Consider the following 14,005-nt stretch of genomic DNA (forward strand, 5'->3'; position numbering starts at 1 on the left):
ACATTTCCCTGTAGCGAGTTCAGCGTGGGCCTAAGATTACCTGAGCTTCATCATTCCGTCATGTGTATTTAGTTGTATTTGTGTATTTGGTTGCATTTGTCGTAAAAACCGGCATGATATCAGCAGACGGTTATTACGCATGCACCCCTTTCACCTCGCAACGGGAGTTATCATGGCTACACGTTCCACCATCATGGATACCAACAGTTTTCGTGCTGAGCACGCCGACGGTCTGGACGCCGATACGCGCAAACTGACCGATAAACGCAGCAAAGTGCTGGGCGAGTCGTATCGCCTGTTCTACCGTAAGCCGGTGCATCTGGTGCGCGGTGAAGGGCAGTATCTGTGGGATGCCGCAGGTAACAAATATCTGGACGTGTATAACAACGTGGCGAGTATCGGTCATTGTCATCCGGCGGTGATTGAGGCGGTGAATCAGCAGATGAAGATGCTGAACACCCATACCCGTTATCTGCACGAACGTATTCTGGATTACAGCGAAGAACTGCTGGCGACCACACCGGATGCCATCGACCGTGCGATGTATATGTGTACCGGTTCTGAGGCCAATGACCTGGCGATTCGCGTGGCGCGCGCCTTTAGCGGCGGTACCGGGATTATCGTGTCGCAGGAGGCTTACCACGGCACCAGCGACCTGACGTCCGGCGCTTCTCCGGCATTGGGCACCGGTCAGCCGCTGGCACCGACGACGCGTCTGGTGCCGCCACCGGATCATTACCGCGTTAATGCGCCGGATCTGGGCGAGTGGTTTGCCAATGAAATCCAGAAGCAGATCGATGACATGAAGGCGCACGGTATCAAGTTCGCCGGTTTCCTCGCCGACTCAATTTTCTCCTCTGATGGCGTACTGCCGAACCCGCCGGGCTTCCTGCAAAAAGCGGTGGATGTGGTGCATGCCAACGGCGGTATCTTTATTGCTGACGAAGTGCAGCCGGGCTTTGCTCGTACCGGGGATGCCTTCTGGGGCTTCGCCCGTCATGGGGTGGTACCGGATGTGGTCACCACCGGCAAGCCGATGGGTAACGGAATTCCGGTCTCTGGCCTGCTGGCGAAAAGCGATGTGCTGGCAGCGTTCAGCGACGAGATCCCTTACTTCAACACCTTCGGTGGCAACCCGGTAGCGATGGCGGCCGCGCAGGCGGTGCTCAAGGTGATCAAAGAAGAGGGCTTGCAGGAACACAGCCGCGTGGTGGGGGCGAAATTGCAGGCCGAGCTGGCGAAACTGATGGCAAGGCACGAGGCGATTGGCGATGTGCGTGGTGCGGGTCTGTTTATTGGTTTTGAACTGGTCTCCGATCGCAGCAGCAAAACGCCGGATAAAGCGCTGGCACTGGATTTAATCGAGAAGCTGCGTGATCACCATGTGCTGACGTCGGTGGCTGGCCCGTACGGTAACGTATTGAAATTGCGTCCGCCGTTGGCGTTCCAGGAAAGTGATATCGACTGGCTGGTCGGTGCGCTGGATAAATCGCTGACCGAGTTGGGTCGGTAAAAAGTTCCCCTTTGTAGCGGTGCGATTGATCGCGCCGCTACGCCAAATTCCTCAAATCCTTATCATTACTAAGGCATTGATAACCCTTTTCCGGATCATGAATTTAACTATAATGATCCAACTGCTTACGCGGCACGCCAGCGAGGTCGTGCTGCTCAAACACTAATGGAGAGGAAGAACATGAGTTATTCACTGCCATCCCTGCCTTACGATTACGACGCACTGGAACCGCATTTCGACAAGCAGACGATGGAAATCCATCACTCTAAACACCACCAGGCCTACGTGAACAACGCCAATGCGGCGCTGGAATCACTGAAAGGTACAGAATTCGACGGTATTCCGGTTGAAGAGCTGATCGCTAAACTGGACAAACTGCCAGCAGACAAAAAAGGCCCGCTGCGTAACAACGCCGGTGGTCACGCGAACCACAGCCTGTTCTGGAAAGGTCTGAAAATCGGCACCACCCTCCAGGGTGAACTGAAAGCTGCAATTGAGAAAGATTTCGGCAGCGTTGAAAAATTCCAGGAAGAGTTTGAGAAAGCCGCTACCACCCGTTTTGGCTCTGGCTGGGCGTGGCTGGTGAAAAAAGGTGACAAACTGGCTGTGGTTTCTACCGCTAACCAGGACAGCCCGCTGATGGGCGAAGCGATCTCTGGCGCTTCTGGCTTCCCGATCATTGGTCTGGATGTGTGGGAACACGCTTACTACCTGAAGTATCAGAACAAACGTCCTGATTACATCAAAGCATTCTGGAACGTCGTGAACTGGGACGAAGCTGCTGCGCGTTTCGCCTCTGCTAAGTAAGTCATCGCCATTCTGAATGACATCAACCGGTGGACAGGTTCCGCCGGTTTTTTTAAACCATTTCTAAACAAACCACCTATTCTCGCCAGCTAAACCCTCAGCCGCTAACTTATTAACCTGTCGTTGATAATTTGGGGCATATAGTCGCGTCAGTTTTTCTCGACGAAATAATAATTATGTCCATGATAACCACTTCTGCGGCGAATAATGATTCGTCTACATCGCTGTTTTTTCAGTTAGTCACTGGAAAGTTTGTGCCAAATAAATTGTGGCACAGCAAAAGTTTCCGGTTTAAATTTGCTTTAAGATCGCTTGTTTATCCTGTTACGACTCACCGTTACCTGAATCAACTGGCCGCGCTGCCACAGCTGCCGCAAATGTTGACGGTACAAGGCTTGCTGCCTGCCAAACTGCATCGCCCTTATCTGCGGGCTGGTTTTAGCGTGGCGCAGCGCGCCCAGGCAATTCTTGACCATTACCACCTGATGGCTGCGCTGGAAAATACCACCCTGCGTCAGTTGCTGCAAAGTCCGGGTGATAATTTGCTGGCCAGCTTTAAAGGTAAAAATGACGAATCATTCGTGATTCACTGCTGTCCGGGCCGTTTTGACCGTGAAGGCGAGATTACGCTGGAATTACGCTATGAAGAGAAATTAATCGCCTCATTGTCTTTCTCTATTTTTAATGAGAACCAACAAAGAAGCTTATTAATTGGCGGGTTGCAGGGGCCACGAAAACATATTTCTAATGATGTAATTCGTGATGCTACTAAATCTGCCCAGGGTTTATTTCCAAAACGTCTGTTGATGGAAGTGGTATTTATTCTGGCGCAACAATGCGGCGTGCAGGCGATTAGCGCGGTGGGAGATACCACCCACGTATTTCGCAGTCTGCGCTACCGACGCAGCAAAGGCGACCACTTCTTTGCCAGCTACAGTGAATTCTGGCAGTCATTAGGCGGAGAAGCGCGGGCGGATGGCGTATTTACGTTGCCGTTACAGATGGCGCGTAAATCACTGGATGAGATTGCCAGCAAGAAGCGTGCGGAGTATCGCCGTCGTTATGAATTGCTGGATAATCTGGCGCAGCAGGTGTTACAGGCGGCGGGTGTGACAGAGGTACGCGACGTATCGCACGCCGCGTAAGGAATCAGAACGGCTGCTTCGCGTAGCCGGTCATCACCGTCAGACCCATTTCACGTCCCAGCGCGGTCATTGGGTGTACCACCACCAGGCCGCGCACGCTTTTCTTCAGCGCACCCATATTCGCCTGCTCTTTTTTGGTGATCTCACGGCTGAACGGCAGCTTTTGCAGCTGTTGCGCCTCTTTACTCAGCTTCTCGTCACGCACATTGCGCAGACGTTCAATCTCCACCACCAGTGCCTCTTTCTCTTTCAGCAGTACGCCGAGTTTTTCGGCATCACCGGCTTCCAGCAGCTGGGGTTCTTTACGGTTCAGGGCATCCAGCTGATCGCTCAGGCGTTTGATCTCAGCTTTTTCTTGTTCTTTCATCGGGGAAACTCGTTAAGGAAAACAGGGAAAGGATACACCAAATCAGCACGGCTGTGCACCGCGCTGACTGTGCGCGATAAATCGCGCAAGGTTTTAGCTCAGACGGCGGGCTTTTTAAATGCCTGCTTGTGAGAAATGCGGGAAATCAGTTCAGTGAGCGACAGTACCATCGTCGAACGTACCATCTGCAAATAGCGCTGTTGTTGCATGGCGCGCAGTTCGTCGTCGTCACGGGTAAAGTCGGGTTTTGGCGGCCAGGCGGCGACGCAGTGCAACTCGCTAAAAGGGCCGAGAATCTCATCGTCGGTGAACCGGTACTCAAAGGTGTCGTGGTTCAACTCTTCACGCAGTGCCAGCAACAGCTCACAATCTTCATATTCATGGCGATTGATCACGCCAAGACCGTAGATCAGTTTCAGCCGAACCGACATCTCGCCGAGCGGGCCGTTGCCCAGCAGCAACGGCTCCACGGCGTATTTGACGGCGTAATCATCCTTACGGAAAACCTGCAAAACCAGCAGGTTAACCGCTTCGGTCAACAGCTCAACGGCGGCGATCAGGAAGCTTCTCACCGAACGACCGGCGTTCAGGCGCTCAAGCACCCGGTTTTCAAAAGCTTGCTTCTCTTCCATTATTGCCTGCATCGTTCAGCTACCGCCGTCTGGCGTGATGAGTCTAAGTGGCGCGCATTATGCCATAGCGTTGTAAGCGCTCACCACTGAGGTGACTACTTCGCTGTTGGCATCCAGCCCGGAGATCTGCGCCAGCGTGGCCTGTGGGCCTTTTTCCGCCAACAGGGCTTCCAGCTCCTGCGCTTGCGGGTCCTGCGCGCTGCGATAATGCATCGCGGCGGCAATGCCCTGCACCAGGTTGGCGTGCGGCAACTGATATTCCAGCGTGCCCAGCGTCGGTTTGATCAGGCGATCGCCCGCGCTCAGCTTACGCAGCGGCTGACGACCCACGCGCTCCACGTCATCTTTCAGATACGGGTTCTCAAAACGGCTGAGGATTTTCTGAATATAGGCGGCATGTTTATCTGCCTCGAAACCGTAACGTTTGATCAGCACTGCGCCGCTCTCTTCCATCGCACCCTGCACCACGGTACGGATTTTCTGGTCAAGAATGGCATCGCGAATGGTGGCGTGACCGGCCAGTTGGCCGAGATAGGCGGTGATGGCGTGGCCGGTGTTGAGGGTAAACAGCTTACGCTCGACAAACGCCATCAGGTTATCGGTCAGTTCCATGCCTGGGATGTTCGGCAACTCGCCTTTGAACTGGGTTTTATCGACGATCCACTCGCTAAAGGTTTCAACGGTGACTTCCAGCGGGTCGTTGCTGCCTGCTTCTGACGGCGGCACGATACGGTCCACTGCGGAATCAACAAAGCCGACGTGCGCTTCAACCCAGGCGTGATATTGCTCTGGCAGCGCTTTCAGGACGTGTTGTTTGAGCTGGCTGGTGCCACGCACCATGTTTTCACAGGCAATAATGTTCAGTGGACGGACATTACCGTTATCGCGGCGGTTGGCCAGACCTTTGGCAACGCCACCGGCGATGCGCTCCAGAATCTGCGGGCCAACCGCCGTGGTAACGATATCAACCTCAGCAATCAGCGTGACGATAGCGTCGCTGGTGCTGTTCACCGCGCTGACGCTTTTGACAATCTCAACTTTCGCCTGCTCGCCAACCACATGAACCGGATACTCATGACGGGCGTTAAGGGCATCAAGAACCACCTGATTCACATCCGCAAATACCAGTTCGATACCGGCATCAGCCAGCAGCTTACCGATAAAACCACGGCCGATGTTACCTGCTCCAAAATGTAACGCTTTCATAATTTGACCCATATCAAATGACGATGGGGCGGGCATGTCCGCCCCGGAAAGTGGGGACGGGCATACCCGCCCCAGGGATATTAACGATTTGTTCAGGCGGTGGTTTTGCTACCAGACAGCAAATCCAGCACGTCTTGCACGTTGGTGGTGTTCGCCAGCTTCTCAATCACGCTTTCGTCGTCCAGCGCGTTAGTCAGGCTGGTGATGACCTGGATGTGTTCGTTATTGCGCGCAGCAATACCGATCACCAGGCGAGCCACTTCGTCAGACTCTTCACCGAACTGCACGCCCGCCGGATACTGGCAGAACACTACGCCGGTTTTCAACACGCGATCTTTAGCTTCCACCGTGCCGTGCGGTACGGCAATCGACTCACCGAGATAAGTCGGGGTCAGCTTTTCACGCTCCAGCATCGCATCCACGTATTCCGGCTGCACGTAGCCGCCTTTTACCAGTTGCTCACCGGCAAAGCGAATCGCCTGCTCTTTGTTGCTGGCGCTCAGGCCAAGGAACACGTTGTTTGCACCCAGTTTAAACAGATGCGCGTTACCGGCATCGAAGCTGTCAGCCAGCGTGGTCTGCACGGTTTCGCGATGGGCTTCGCTACGATTGGCCGCCACCAGACGCTCGGTCAAATTGGTGTACAAGGCACTGTCGAGGAAGTTGTTCAGCGAAATATGCTGGGCCTGCGGTGCCTGACGCATCGCACGCTCGGTCAGATCGCGGTGGGTGATCACCAGGTCCACATCACCCGGCAGGGCGTTAATGGCGCTGTTGGTCACCGAAATGTTGCTCAGACCGGCATCCTGCACTTTCTTACGCAGTACGCCTGCACCCATTGCACTGGAACCCATGCCGGCATCACAAGCCACGATGATTTTACGTACGTGGTTCAGGTCAACGCTCATCGCATCACCGGCAACCGGCGCACCTGCAACGCTCTGGCCTTTAGACTGGGCTTTCATGTCCTGCATACGCTTGGTGGCGGCTTCGATGTCGTCTTCATCTTTTACTTTGCTGGTTTTCAGCAGGATTGAAGAGATGACAAAGGAAACGGCGAACGCAGCGATAATCGCGGTCACGTTAGCAAAGTAAGTACCTTTTGGCGTCATCGCCAGCACTGCCAGGATGGAACCCGGAGAAGCCGGAGAAACCAGGCCGCCGTGCAGTACGGTCAGGGTGAACACGCCAGTCATACCACCGAGAATTACCGCCAGCAGCAGACGCGGTGCCATCAGTACGTACGGGAAGTAAATTTCGTGGATACCACCCAGGAAGTGGATGATGGCAGCACCACCGGCTGATTGTTTGGCGCTACCGCGACCAAAAATCATATACGCCACCAGTACGCCCATACCCGGACCTGGGTTGGCTTCGATCAGGAAGAAGATCGATTTGCCCACTTCGCTCGCCTGCTGGATACCCAGCGGAGAGAAGATACCGTGGTTGATGGCGTTGTTGAGGAACAGGATTTTCGCCGGTTCAACAAAGATGGAGGTCAACGGCAGCAGGTTATTCTGCACCATCAGGTTTACGCCTGCGGCGAGAATATGGGACAGACCTTCCACCAACGGACCGATACCGATAAACGCCAGCAGCGCCAGCAGCATACCGATGATACCGGCGGAGAAGTTGTTCACCAGCATCTCGAAGCCGCTTTTGATCTTGCCATCAACGGCACGGTCAAAGTGTTTGATCGCCCAGCCGCCCAGCGGACCGGCAATCATGGAGCCGAGGAACATCGGCATATCCGCACCGACAATCACACCCATAGTGGTGATTGCGCCGACCACGCCACCACGATCGCCACCCACCAGACGACCACCGGTGAAACCGATCAACAGCGGCAGCAGGTAGGTAATCATCGGGCCAACGAGTTTCGCCAGCGTCGCGTTTGGAATCCATCCGGTTGGAATGAACAGTGCAGTGATGATACCCCAGGCGATAAACGCACCGATGTTAGGCATCACCATGTTACTCAGAAAGCGACCAAAGCTCTGAACTTTGACCTTCACTGATGAGGACATAAACCCACCCCTTATTGAGACGCGCTGCAATAAGAGAGCGCGTTTGTTTTTGTTAAGACGTTACGGCGGGGGCCGTGGCATTACTGTATGCAGGCGGACTCTAGCACTAGTTTATGACGCTGCGTAGAGCGTGGGTAAAGTGTGATATAGATCACGCTAAGTTGGGGTGAGAAGGGTGCTATTAGGTGATATTGATCACAAAAATGCCGTGTAAGAAAAGTACGATGCTGAATATTTAGACAAATCAGGAGGCTAAATGTGACATTTATCACTTTTTTACTTATGGGGTTTGTTTCATAAATGTGATGAGGATCACAAACAATATTTGGTCGAAAATGCGCCAGATCACACTCTGCCGCAGCAGGAAGAATCAGAAAAGCGGAATGTAAGGAAGTGACAAAAGTCTGAAAAGCGGGTAATCCATGATTACCCGCCTGAAGAATTACTGAAAACCGCTTTGAACAGTATTCTGCGCCTGGGTCAGAGCCTGGGCATTGCTGGAGAGGGTGCTCATCAGCGTGTTGTATTGGGTGGCCTGATCCTGGGTCGGGAATTGCACGCCGCCATCATTGAAAGTCACGCGTGTACCCTGCGATTGCAGGTAATCACCGGTCTGTACCGCCGCCTGGCTCAGCGCCTGCAACTGTGGCAGCAACGGGATCAGGGTGCTGGCCGGTTGGGTGACCACTTTGGTATAGACGCTGTCATACACTTTTTTCAGGTCATCTGGCTGTTTCAGCGCAGCATGGCTGCTGTCGGCCTGCATTTTGGCGCTCTGAATTTGCTGTGTCAGCACGCTCAGATTGCCGCTGGCCTGGCGCAGCGTGTCACGACGCGTCAGGTAATCCTGCGGTACGCGAATGGCCGCCAACTCATCGACCACCGGACGCATGCCCTGTTCAACGGCCTGATTCACCTGCTGCGAGAAACCATAAAGAATGGCGTAATCACTCGCGTAGTTGCCGAACGTTTGCTTCTGGTTTTCGCTCAGGCTGGGCAGATGCTCGCCGCTGCGCATGACCGTGTTCTGGAGAAAATCAGTAAAGGCTTTACGCTGATCGCCCTCTTTGTCGCCACAGGCGGTAAGTTGCAGCACTGCGAGCAGCGTGACGACCAGCATGCCGCTACGCATCCAGATGCGGGAAATTCCTGACGCCATATTCAACTCCTGTAAGTCACCTAATGGCAGATTTCAATTCGATGGGAAAGGTCCTAAAGGATAGAACAATGGCCTGGTGCACACAACGGCGGGGTGAGGTAAAAACTGCGCGATAAATCGCGCCGCGACGCTTCAGTGCACGTAGCGGCGCAATTTATTGCGCGGGGAATCACTGGCTGGCGTCAATACACCAATGCTTGTCCATCTTTGCGGCTTTCAGTGGCAGCGATATAGAACCCTTGCGGGTCGCGCACAATCGCCTGGGCACCGCCGAAGTTGTAGCCCTGAAGCGGGTCCTCCACCACAATCTGATGGCCCATGCCACGTAGCGCTGCGATCGCATTACGATCCATCCCGGCTTCAACCACCACTTCGCGCCCCTGTACCACGCGCCAGCGCGGGGCATCAATTGCCGCCTGTGGGTTCTGTTTATGCAGCATGATGCGTAGCGCCATTTGCAAATGGCCCTGCGCCTGCATTGGACCGCCCATCACGCCAAACGACATCAGCGGCTGGCCGTCACCGTCCAGCGCAAATGCCGGAATGATGGTATGGAACGGACGTTTGCCGCCGGCCACCACATTGGGGTGCTCTGGATCGAGCGAGAAGCCTGCGCCACGGTTTTGCAGGCTGATGCCGGTGCCGGGGACCACAACGCCAGAACCGAAGCCCATAAAGTTAGACTGAATAAAGGACACCATCATGCCGCTGGCATCGGCGGTGGAGAGATACACCGTGCCGCTCTGCTGTGGTGAGCCGTAGGTAAAATCAGAGGCGCGCTCCGGGTCGATCAAGGCGGCACGCTGCTTCAGGTAGTCGTCGCTCAGCAACAACTCAGCCGGGAACTCCAGATGGTCCTCATCGGCGACGTAACGTTCGAGGTCAGCCAGCGCCAGCTTCATCGCTTCAATTGACAGATGCAGCCACGGCACGCTGTCCGGCGTGTAACGACCAATATCACAATGCTCCAGAATGCCGAGGGCGATCAGCGTGGCGATGCCCTGGCCGTTGGGCGGCAGTTCCTGCACCGATCCCCCGGCGAAGGGCTGCGACAGCAGCGTCACCCAATCTGCACGATGTTGGTTGAGGTCTTCCAGCGTCAGCGCCGCGCCATGCTCGGCAGCGAAGGCGGCCATTTGCTGCGCCAGCTCCCCGCGATAGAAGGCTTCACCCTGGGTTTCAGCAATTTTTTGCAGGGTGGCAGCCTGTGCCGGATTGCGGAACACTTCTCCGGCACGCGGCGGGCGGCCATCCGGCGCAAAGCAGGCGCTGAAGCCGGGTTGACCTTTCAGTTTGTTGTAGCCGCGCTGCCACAGTTGACCAATCAGCGGCGAAACCGGAAAGCCATCGCGCGCGTATTCAATCGCCGGTTGAGCGAGGGTAGTGAGTGGCAGGGTGCCGAAGCGTTCCGCCAGCGCGACCCAGGCCGAGACTGCGCCCGGAACGGTGACGGCTTCCCAGCCAATTTCCGGCATAGTTTTTTGCCCGGCGAAGCGTTCCGGGTTCCATGCCGCCGGGGCGCGACCAGAGGCATTCAGGCCGTGCAGCGCTTTGCCGTCCCAGATAATGGCAAAGGCATCGCTGCCAATGCCGTTACCGGTAGGTTCCAGCACCGTCAGCGCCATAGCGGTGGCAACCGCGGCATCTACGGCGTTACCGCCCAATTGCAACATACGGATACCGGCCTGCGCCGCCAGCGGCTGCGAGGTGGCGACCGCATTGCGTCCCATCATCGGGGCACGGTGTGAGGCGTAGCTAACGTTAAAATCCAGTTCACTCATAACCTTTCCTTAATGTGAGTCATTGCGCGGATCGAGCGCGTCGCGCAGTCCGTCACCCAGCAAGTTGAAGCCCTGCACGGTGAGAAAAATGGCCAGACCGGGGAAGATCGACATCCACGGAGCCTGTTCCAGATAACCTTTGGCGGTGTTCAGCATCGCGCCCCACGAGGGCGATGGCGGTTGCTGGCCCAGACCGAGAAACGACAGGCTGGCTTCGGTGATAATTGCCGAAGCAATCGCCAGCGTGGCCTGCACCAGAATCGGCGACAGCACATTCGGCAGCACGTAGCGCAGGATGATCCAGCGATCCGGCAGGCCGATGGCGCGTGCGCCGTCGATATACTCTTCATGACGAATGGCGATCACCTGGCCGCGCGTCAGGCGGGCGAAAATCGGCATCGCCGACAGGCCAATCGCGATCATCGCGTTGGACAGGCTCGGACCGAGGAACGCGCCGAGCGCAATCGCCAGAATCAGAAACGGGCAGGCGAGCAGCGCTTCGATAAAGCGCGAGATAATGCCGTCACACCAGCCCTGCCAGTATCCGGCGATCAGTCCAAGCGGGACGCCAATCAGAATGGCGATCAGTACCGAGATGCAGCCCGCCAGCAGCGAAGTACGTGCGCCCCAAATCAGCCGCGACAAAATATCGCGTCCCAGTTCGTCGGTGCCGAACCAGTGCAGCACCGAGGGCGCTTTGCGCACCGCGAGAAAGTTGGCTTTGATCGGATCGGCGGGGGCCAGCCAGGGGGCCAGCAACGCCACCGCGACAAACAGCACCACAATCACCGCGCCGATCAGCGCGCTTTTATTACGCAGAAACTTCTTCAGCACCCGGCGATTCGGCTTTGCTACGGCAGGCACAGCGCCAGCGGTTAAGACCTCGCTCATGGTTAGCCTCGCATTTTCGGGTTAATTAACAGATACAGCACATCGGCCAGCAGGTTGAGCAGTAGAAAGCCGATGGCAACCACCAACACCACGCCCTGCACCACGGCGTAATCGCGGTTAAACACCGCATCGACAATCATCTTGCCGAAGCCGGGCAGGGTAAAAACCTGCTCGGTCAGCACCGCGCCACCCAACAACTCGCCAAACAGCAGGGTGGTGAGGGTGACGATCGGCATCAACGCGTTGCGAAAGGCGTGCTTCAGCACCACTTTCGGTGCCAGCAGGCCTTTGGCGCGCGCGGTACGGATATAGTCGGCTTTCAGCACCGCAATCATTGAGGCGCGGGTATGGCGCATCAGGGTGGCGGCAAGGCCAGTGCCGAGCACCAGCGCGGGTAGCAGCAGGGTTTTCAGGTTCTGCGCCATGTCTTCGCTCACCGGCACAAAACCGGACGCCGGCAGCCATTGCAGATGCACCGAGAACAACAGGATCAGCAGAATCCCCAGCCAGAAGTGCGGCACCGAGATCCCCGAGAGCGCGACAAAATTGGTGGTGTGATCCACCCAACTGTCTTTACGTACCGCCGCGATAATCCCCATGCTGATGCCGATCAGCAGCGCAATCAGCATCGCCAGTAGCGACAGCTCCAGCGTCACCGGCAGCTTGCTGGCAATCAATGCGGTCACCGGCTCTTTGGTGCGCAGTGACATACCGAGGTCGCCCTTCAGCGCATTGCCGATCCACGCGAAATATTGCGTGGGAATCGGGTCATCGAGATGGTATTCGGCGCGTAGCTGAGCGATGACCGCCGGATCGCGCTCCTCACCGGCCATCGCCAGCACCGGGTCGCCCGGCAGCAGCTTTTGCAGCGCGAACACCATCATGCTCACCAACAGCAGGGTCGGGATGGCCAGCAGCAGCCGTTTAACAATCAGTTCCAGCATCATCGCTCCTTAGCGGCTTACTGCGCCATGCTCACGCCTGCCAGGCGCACCAGCCCGTCCGGCCAGGCTTTAAAGCCCTGCAATTTTTTCGTCATGCCAAAAATACGTGGCTCAAAGTAGAGGTAAGCAATCGGCATATCGGTTTGCAGTTGGTTCACTACCTTGGTGTAAAGCGCCTGGCGTTGTGCCTGATCGTTGGTTAAACGCGCCGCGTTCAGCCATTCATCCACCTGCGGGTTGCTGTAGCGACCATCGTTGAGGGTGCCTTTGCTGTTAATAAACGAATAGATGCTGCCATCGGGATCAGGACGGCCAGACCAGCCGGACAGGCTGAGCTGATAATCACCGCGCTGCTGACGATCCAGCAGGGTCGCGAACTCGCTCATTTGCAGATTGAGGTTGAAACCTGCTTCGCTCACCATCGCCTGAAGCACCTGACCGACCTGCTGCGCGGTCGGGTTGTTGGTGACCAGCAACGTCAGATTCAGTGGGGTGGTGACGCCCGCCGCCTTCAGCAGCGCTTTGGCTTTCTCCACATCACGCGCTGGAGTTGGAAGGTTGACGTGATACGGGCTGACCGGGGAAAACGCCTGATTAGCCGGGGTGTACAAACCTTCGAATGCCACCTGATTCAGCGCATCGCGATCAATCGCCAGCGAGAAGGCTTCCCGCACGCGCGGATCTTTCAGCGGGCTGTTGGCATCGACTTTGCCGTTGTTAATGTTGAAGGTGATACCCTGATAGCCAAGACCGGTAACTTTCGCCAGCGCCAGCTTGCTGTCGCCTTCGACAGTTTTCACATCGCTGGCCGCCACGCCTTCGGTCAGGTCGAGATCGCCCGCGCGCAGGTTGGCGAGGCGCACGGAGGCATCAGGAATCGGCAGGAAAATCACTTTATCGAAGTGGTACGCGCCTTTGTTCCAGTAATGATCAAAGCGTTTCAGCACGATGCGGTCCTGCTGCACGCGGCTTTCAAACTGGTACGGACCGGAGCAGACCGGATGGGTGGCGAAGTCGGGTTTCTTCGCGGCTTCTGGCGCTAACATTGCACCGGCACGGTCGGTCAACTGGCTGAGCAGCGCGGCATCCGGGGTTTTCAGGTGGAATTTCACCTGCAACGGCCCGGTCACTTCGACGCTCTGAATCGAGGAGATTTCGCTTTTACGCAGTGAACCCGGCAGGGTCAGCGCACGTTCGATGTTGAATTTCACCGCGTTGGCATCGAATTTCTCACCATCGTGGAAGGTCACACCGTCGCGCAGGTTCATGGTCAGGGTTTTGCCGTCGTCGCTCCACGCCCAATCGGTGGCGAGGCCAGGAATCACTTTCAGGTTCTCATCGACATCGACCAGACGGTCGCACATGGCCGCAAACACAAAACGCCCATAGTAGGTACGCGCCAGATGCGGATCGAGCATGTCCGGGTCAGCACCCAACCCGATACGAATCACGCTTTCAGCATGGCTGTGCGCACTGGCACCCAGCAACATCAGACCACTAAGGGCAGTTAATAACGCTTTCTTCACGGCTTAT

12 protein-coding genes are annotated in these 14,005 nt (G+C 56.1%); 3 read left to right on the forward strand and 9 right to left on the reverse strand.

Annotation, left to right across the window (positions count from 1 at the left end; translation table 11 throughout):
* Positions 1 to 172: 172 nt before the first annotated feature.
* The 3 genes from CTZ24_RS00455 (at position 173) to CTZ24_RS00465 (ending at position 3,465) form a co-directional block, all read left to right on the forward strand.
* On the forward strand, positions 173 to 1,513 hold the full coding sequence (locus tag CTZ24_RS00455; protein WP_021183719.1) for an aspartate aminotransferase family protein: 1,341 nt from the start codon (positions 173 to 175) through the stop codon (positions 1,511 to 1,513).
* 180 nt (positions 1,514 to 1,693) lie between these two features.
* Positions 1,694 to 2,320, forward strand: coding sequence for a superoxide dismutase [Mn] (sodA, locus tag CTZ24_RS00460; protein WP_021183720.1), 627 nt, complete (start codon positions 1,694 to 1,696; stop codon positions 2,318 to 2,320).
* A gap of 176 nt (positions 2,321 to 2,496) precedes the next feature.
* Positions 2,497 to 3,465: a VirK/YbjX family protein gene (locus CTZ24_RS00465; RefSeq protein WP_208724506.1), complete on the forward strand. Its 969-nt coding sequence runs from the start codon at positions 2,497 to 2,499 to the stop codon at positions 3,463 to 3,465.
* Between the two features lie 4 nt (positions 3,466 to 3,469).
* Here CTZ24_RS00465 and CTZ24_RS00470 read toward each other — a convergent pair whose 3' ends face one another.
* From CTZ24_RS00470 to CTZ24_RS00510, 9 genes are all read right to left on the reverse strand, one after another.
* Positions 3,470 to 3,832: a YibL family ribosome-associated protein gene (locus CTZ24_RS00470; RefSeq protein WP_021183722.1), complete on the reverse strand. Its 363-nt coding sequence runs from the start codon at positions 3,830 to 3,832 to the stop codon at positions 3,470 to 3,472.
* A gap of 98 nt (positions 3,833 to 3,930) precedes the next feature.
* Positions 3,931 to 4,476 carry a mannitol operon repressor MtlR gene (mtlR, locus tag CTZ24_RS00475; RefSeq protein ID WP_021183723.1) on the reverse strand — a complete coding sequence of 182 codons (546 nt, stop codon included), beginning with the start codon at positions 4,474 to 4,476 and terminating at the stop codon, positions 3,931 to 3,933.
* A gap of 45 nt (positions 4,477 to 4,521) precedes the next feature.
* Complete coding sequence (gene mtlD, locus CTZ24_RS00480; RefSeq protein ID WP_208724507.1) at positions 4,522 to 5,670, reverse strand: mannitol-1-phosphate 5-dehydrogenase; 1,149 nt, start codon at positions 5,668 to 5,670, stop codon at positions 4,522 to 4,524.
* A gap of 92 nt (positions 5,671 to 5,762) precedes the next feature.
* On the reverse strand, positions 5,763 to 7,697 hold the full coding sequence (locus CTZ24_RS00485; protein ID WP_021183725.1) for a PTS mannitol transporter subunit IICBA: 1,935 nt from the start codon (positions 7,695 to 7,697) through the stop codon (positions 5,763 to 5,765).
* 442 nt (positions 7,698 to 8,139) lie between these two features.
* A complete protein-coding gene (locus CTZ24_RS00490) occupies positions 8,140 to 8,856 on the reverse strand; it encodes a DUF3053 domain-containing protein (protein ID WP_021183726.1) in 717 nt (238 codons plus the stop codon).
* 182 nt (positions 8,857 to 9,038) lie between these two features.
* On the reverse strand, positions 9,039 to 10,637 hold the full coding sequence (locus tag CTZ24_RS00495; protein ID WP_208724508.1) for a gamma-glutamyltransferase family protein: 1,599 nt from the start codon (positions 10,635 to 10,637) through the stop codon (positions 9,039 to 9,041).
* Between the two features lie 9 nt (positions 10,638 to 10,646).
* On the reverse strand, positions 10,647 to 11,528 hold the full coding sequence (locus CTZ24_RS00500) for an ABC transporter permease (protein ID WP_021183728.1): 882 nt from the start codon (positions 11,526 to 11,528) through the stop codon (positions 10,647 to 10,649).
* Between the two features lie 2 nt (positions 11,529 to 11,530).
* Complete coding sequence (locus CTZ24_RS00505) at positions 11,531 to 12,472, reverse strand: ABC transporter permease (RefSeq protein ID WP_208725478.1); 942 nt, start codon at positions 12,470 to 12,472, stop codon at positions 11,531 to 11,533.
* Between the two features lie 17 nt (positions 12,473 to 12,489).
* Complete coding sequence (locus CTZ24_RS00510) at positions 12,490 to 13,962, reverse strand: ABC transporter substrate-binding protein (protein WP_036625909.1); 1,473 nt, start codon at positions 13,960 to 13,962, stop codon at positions 12,490 to 12,492.
* Positions 13,963 to 14,005: the final 43 nt, after the last annotated feature.

This window comes from Pantoea phytobeneficialis, assembly GCF_009728735.1.
In the GTDB taxonomy this organism is placed as follows: domain Bacteria; phylum Pseudomonadota; class Gammaproteobacteria; order Enterobacterales; family Enterobacteriaceae; genus Pantoea; species Pantoea phytobeneficialis.

Bases quoted from the DNA above. Each gene is read 5' to 3' on its own strand.
- CTZ24_RS00455 (WP_021183719.1), top strand. From the start codon at position 173: ATGGCTACACGTTCCACCATCATGGATACCAACAGTTTTCGTGCTGAG.
- sodA (WP_021183720.1), top strand. From the start codon at position 1,694: ATGAGTTATTCACTGCCATCCCTGCCTTACGATTACGACGCACTGGAA.
- CTZ24_RS00465 (WP_208724506.1), top strand. From the start codon at position 2,497: ATGTCCATGATAACCACTTCTGCGGCGAATAATGATTCGTCTACATCG.
- CTZ24_RS00470 (WP_021183722.1), bottom strand. From the start codon at position 3,832: ATGAAAGAACAAGAAAAAGCTGAGATCAAACGCCTGAGCGATCAGCTG.
- mtlR (WP_021183723.1), bottom strand. From the start codon at position 4,476: ATGCAGGCAATAATGGAAGAGAAGCAAGCTTTTGAAAACCGGGTGCTT.
- mtlD (WP_208724507.1), bottom strand. From the start codon at position 5,670: ATGAAAGCGTTACATTTTGGAGCAGGTAACATCGGCCGTGGTTTTATC.
- CTZ24_RS00485 (WP_021183725.1), bottom strand. From the start codon at position 7,697: ATGTCCTCATCAGTGAAGGTCAAAGTTCAGAGCTTTGGTCGCTTTCTG.
- CTZ24_RS00490 (WP_021183726.1), bottom strand. From the start codon at position 8,856: ATGGCGTCAGGAATTTCCCGCATCTGGATGCGTAGCGGCATGCTGGTC.
- CTZ24_RS00495 (WP_208724508.1), bottom strand. From the start codon at position 10,637: ATGAGTGAACTGGATTTTAACGTTAGCTACGCCTCACACCGTGCCCCG.
- CTZ24_RS00500 (WP_021183728.1), bottom strand. From the start codon at position 11,528: ATGAGCGAGGTCTTAACCGCTGGCGCTGTGCCTGCCGTAGCAAAGCCG.
- CTZ24_RS00505 (WP_208725478.1), bottom strand. From the start codon at position 12,472: ATGCTGGAACTGATTGTTAAACGGCTGCTGCTGGCCATCCCGACCCTG.
- CTZ24_RS00510 (WP_036625909.1), bottom strand. From the start codon at position 13,962: ATGTTGCTGGGTGCCAGTGCGCACAGCCATGCTGAAAGCGTGATTCGT.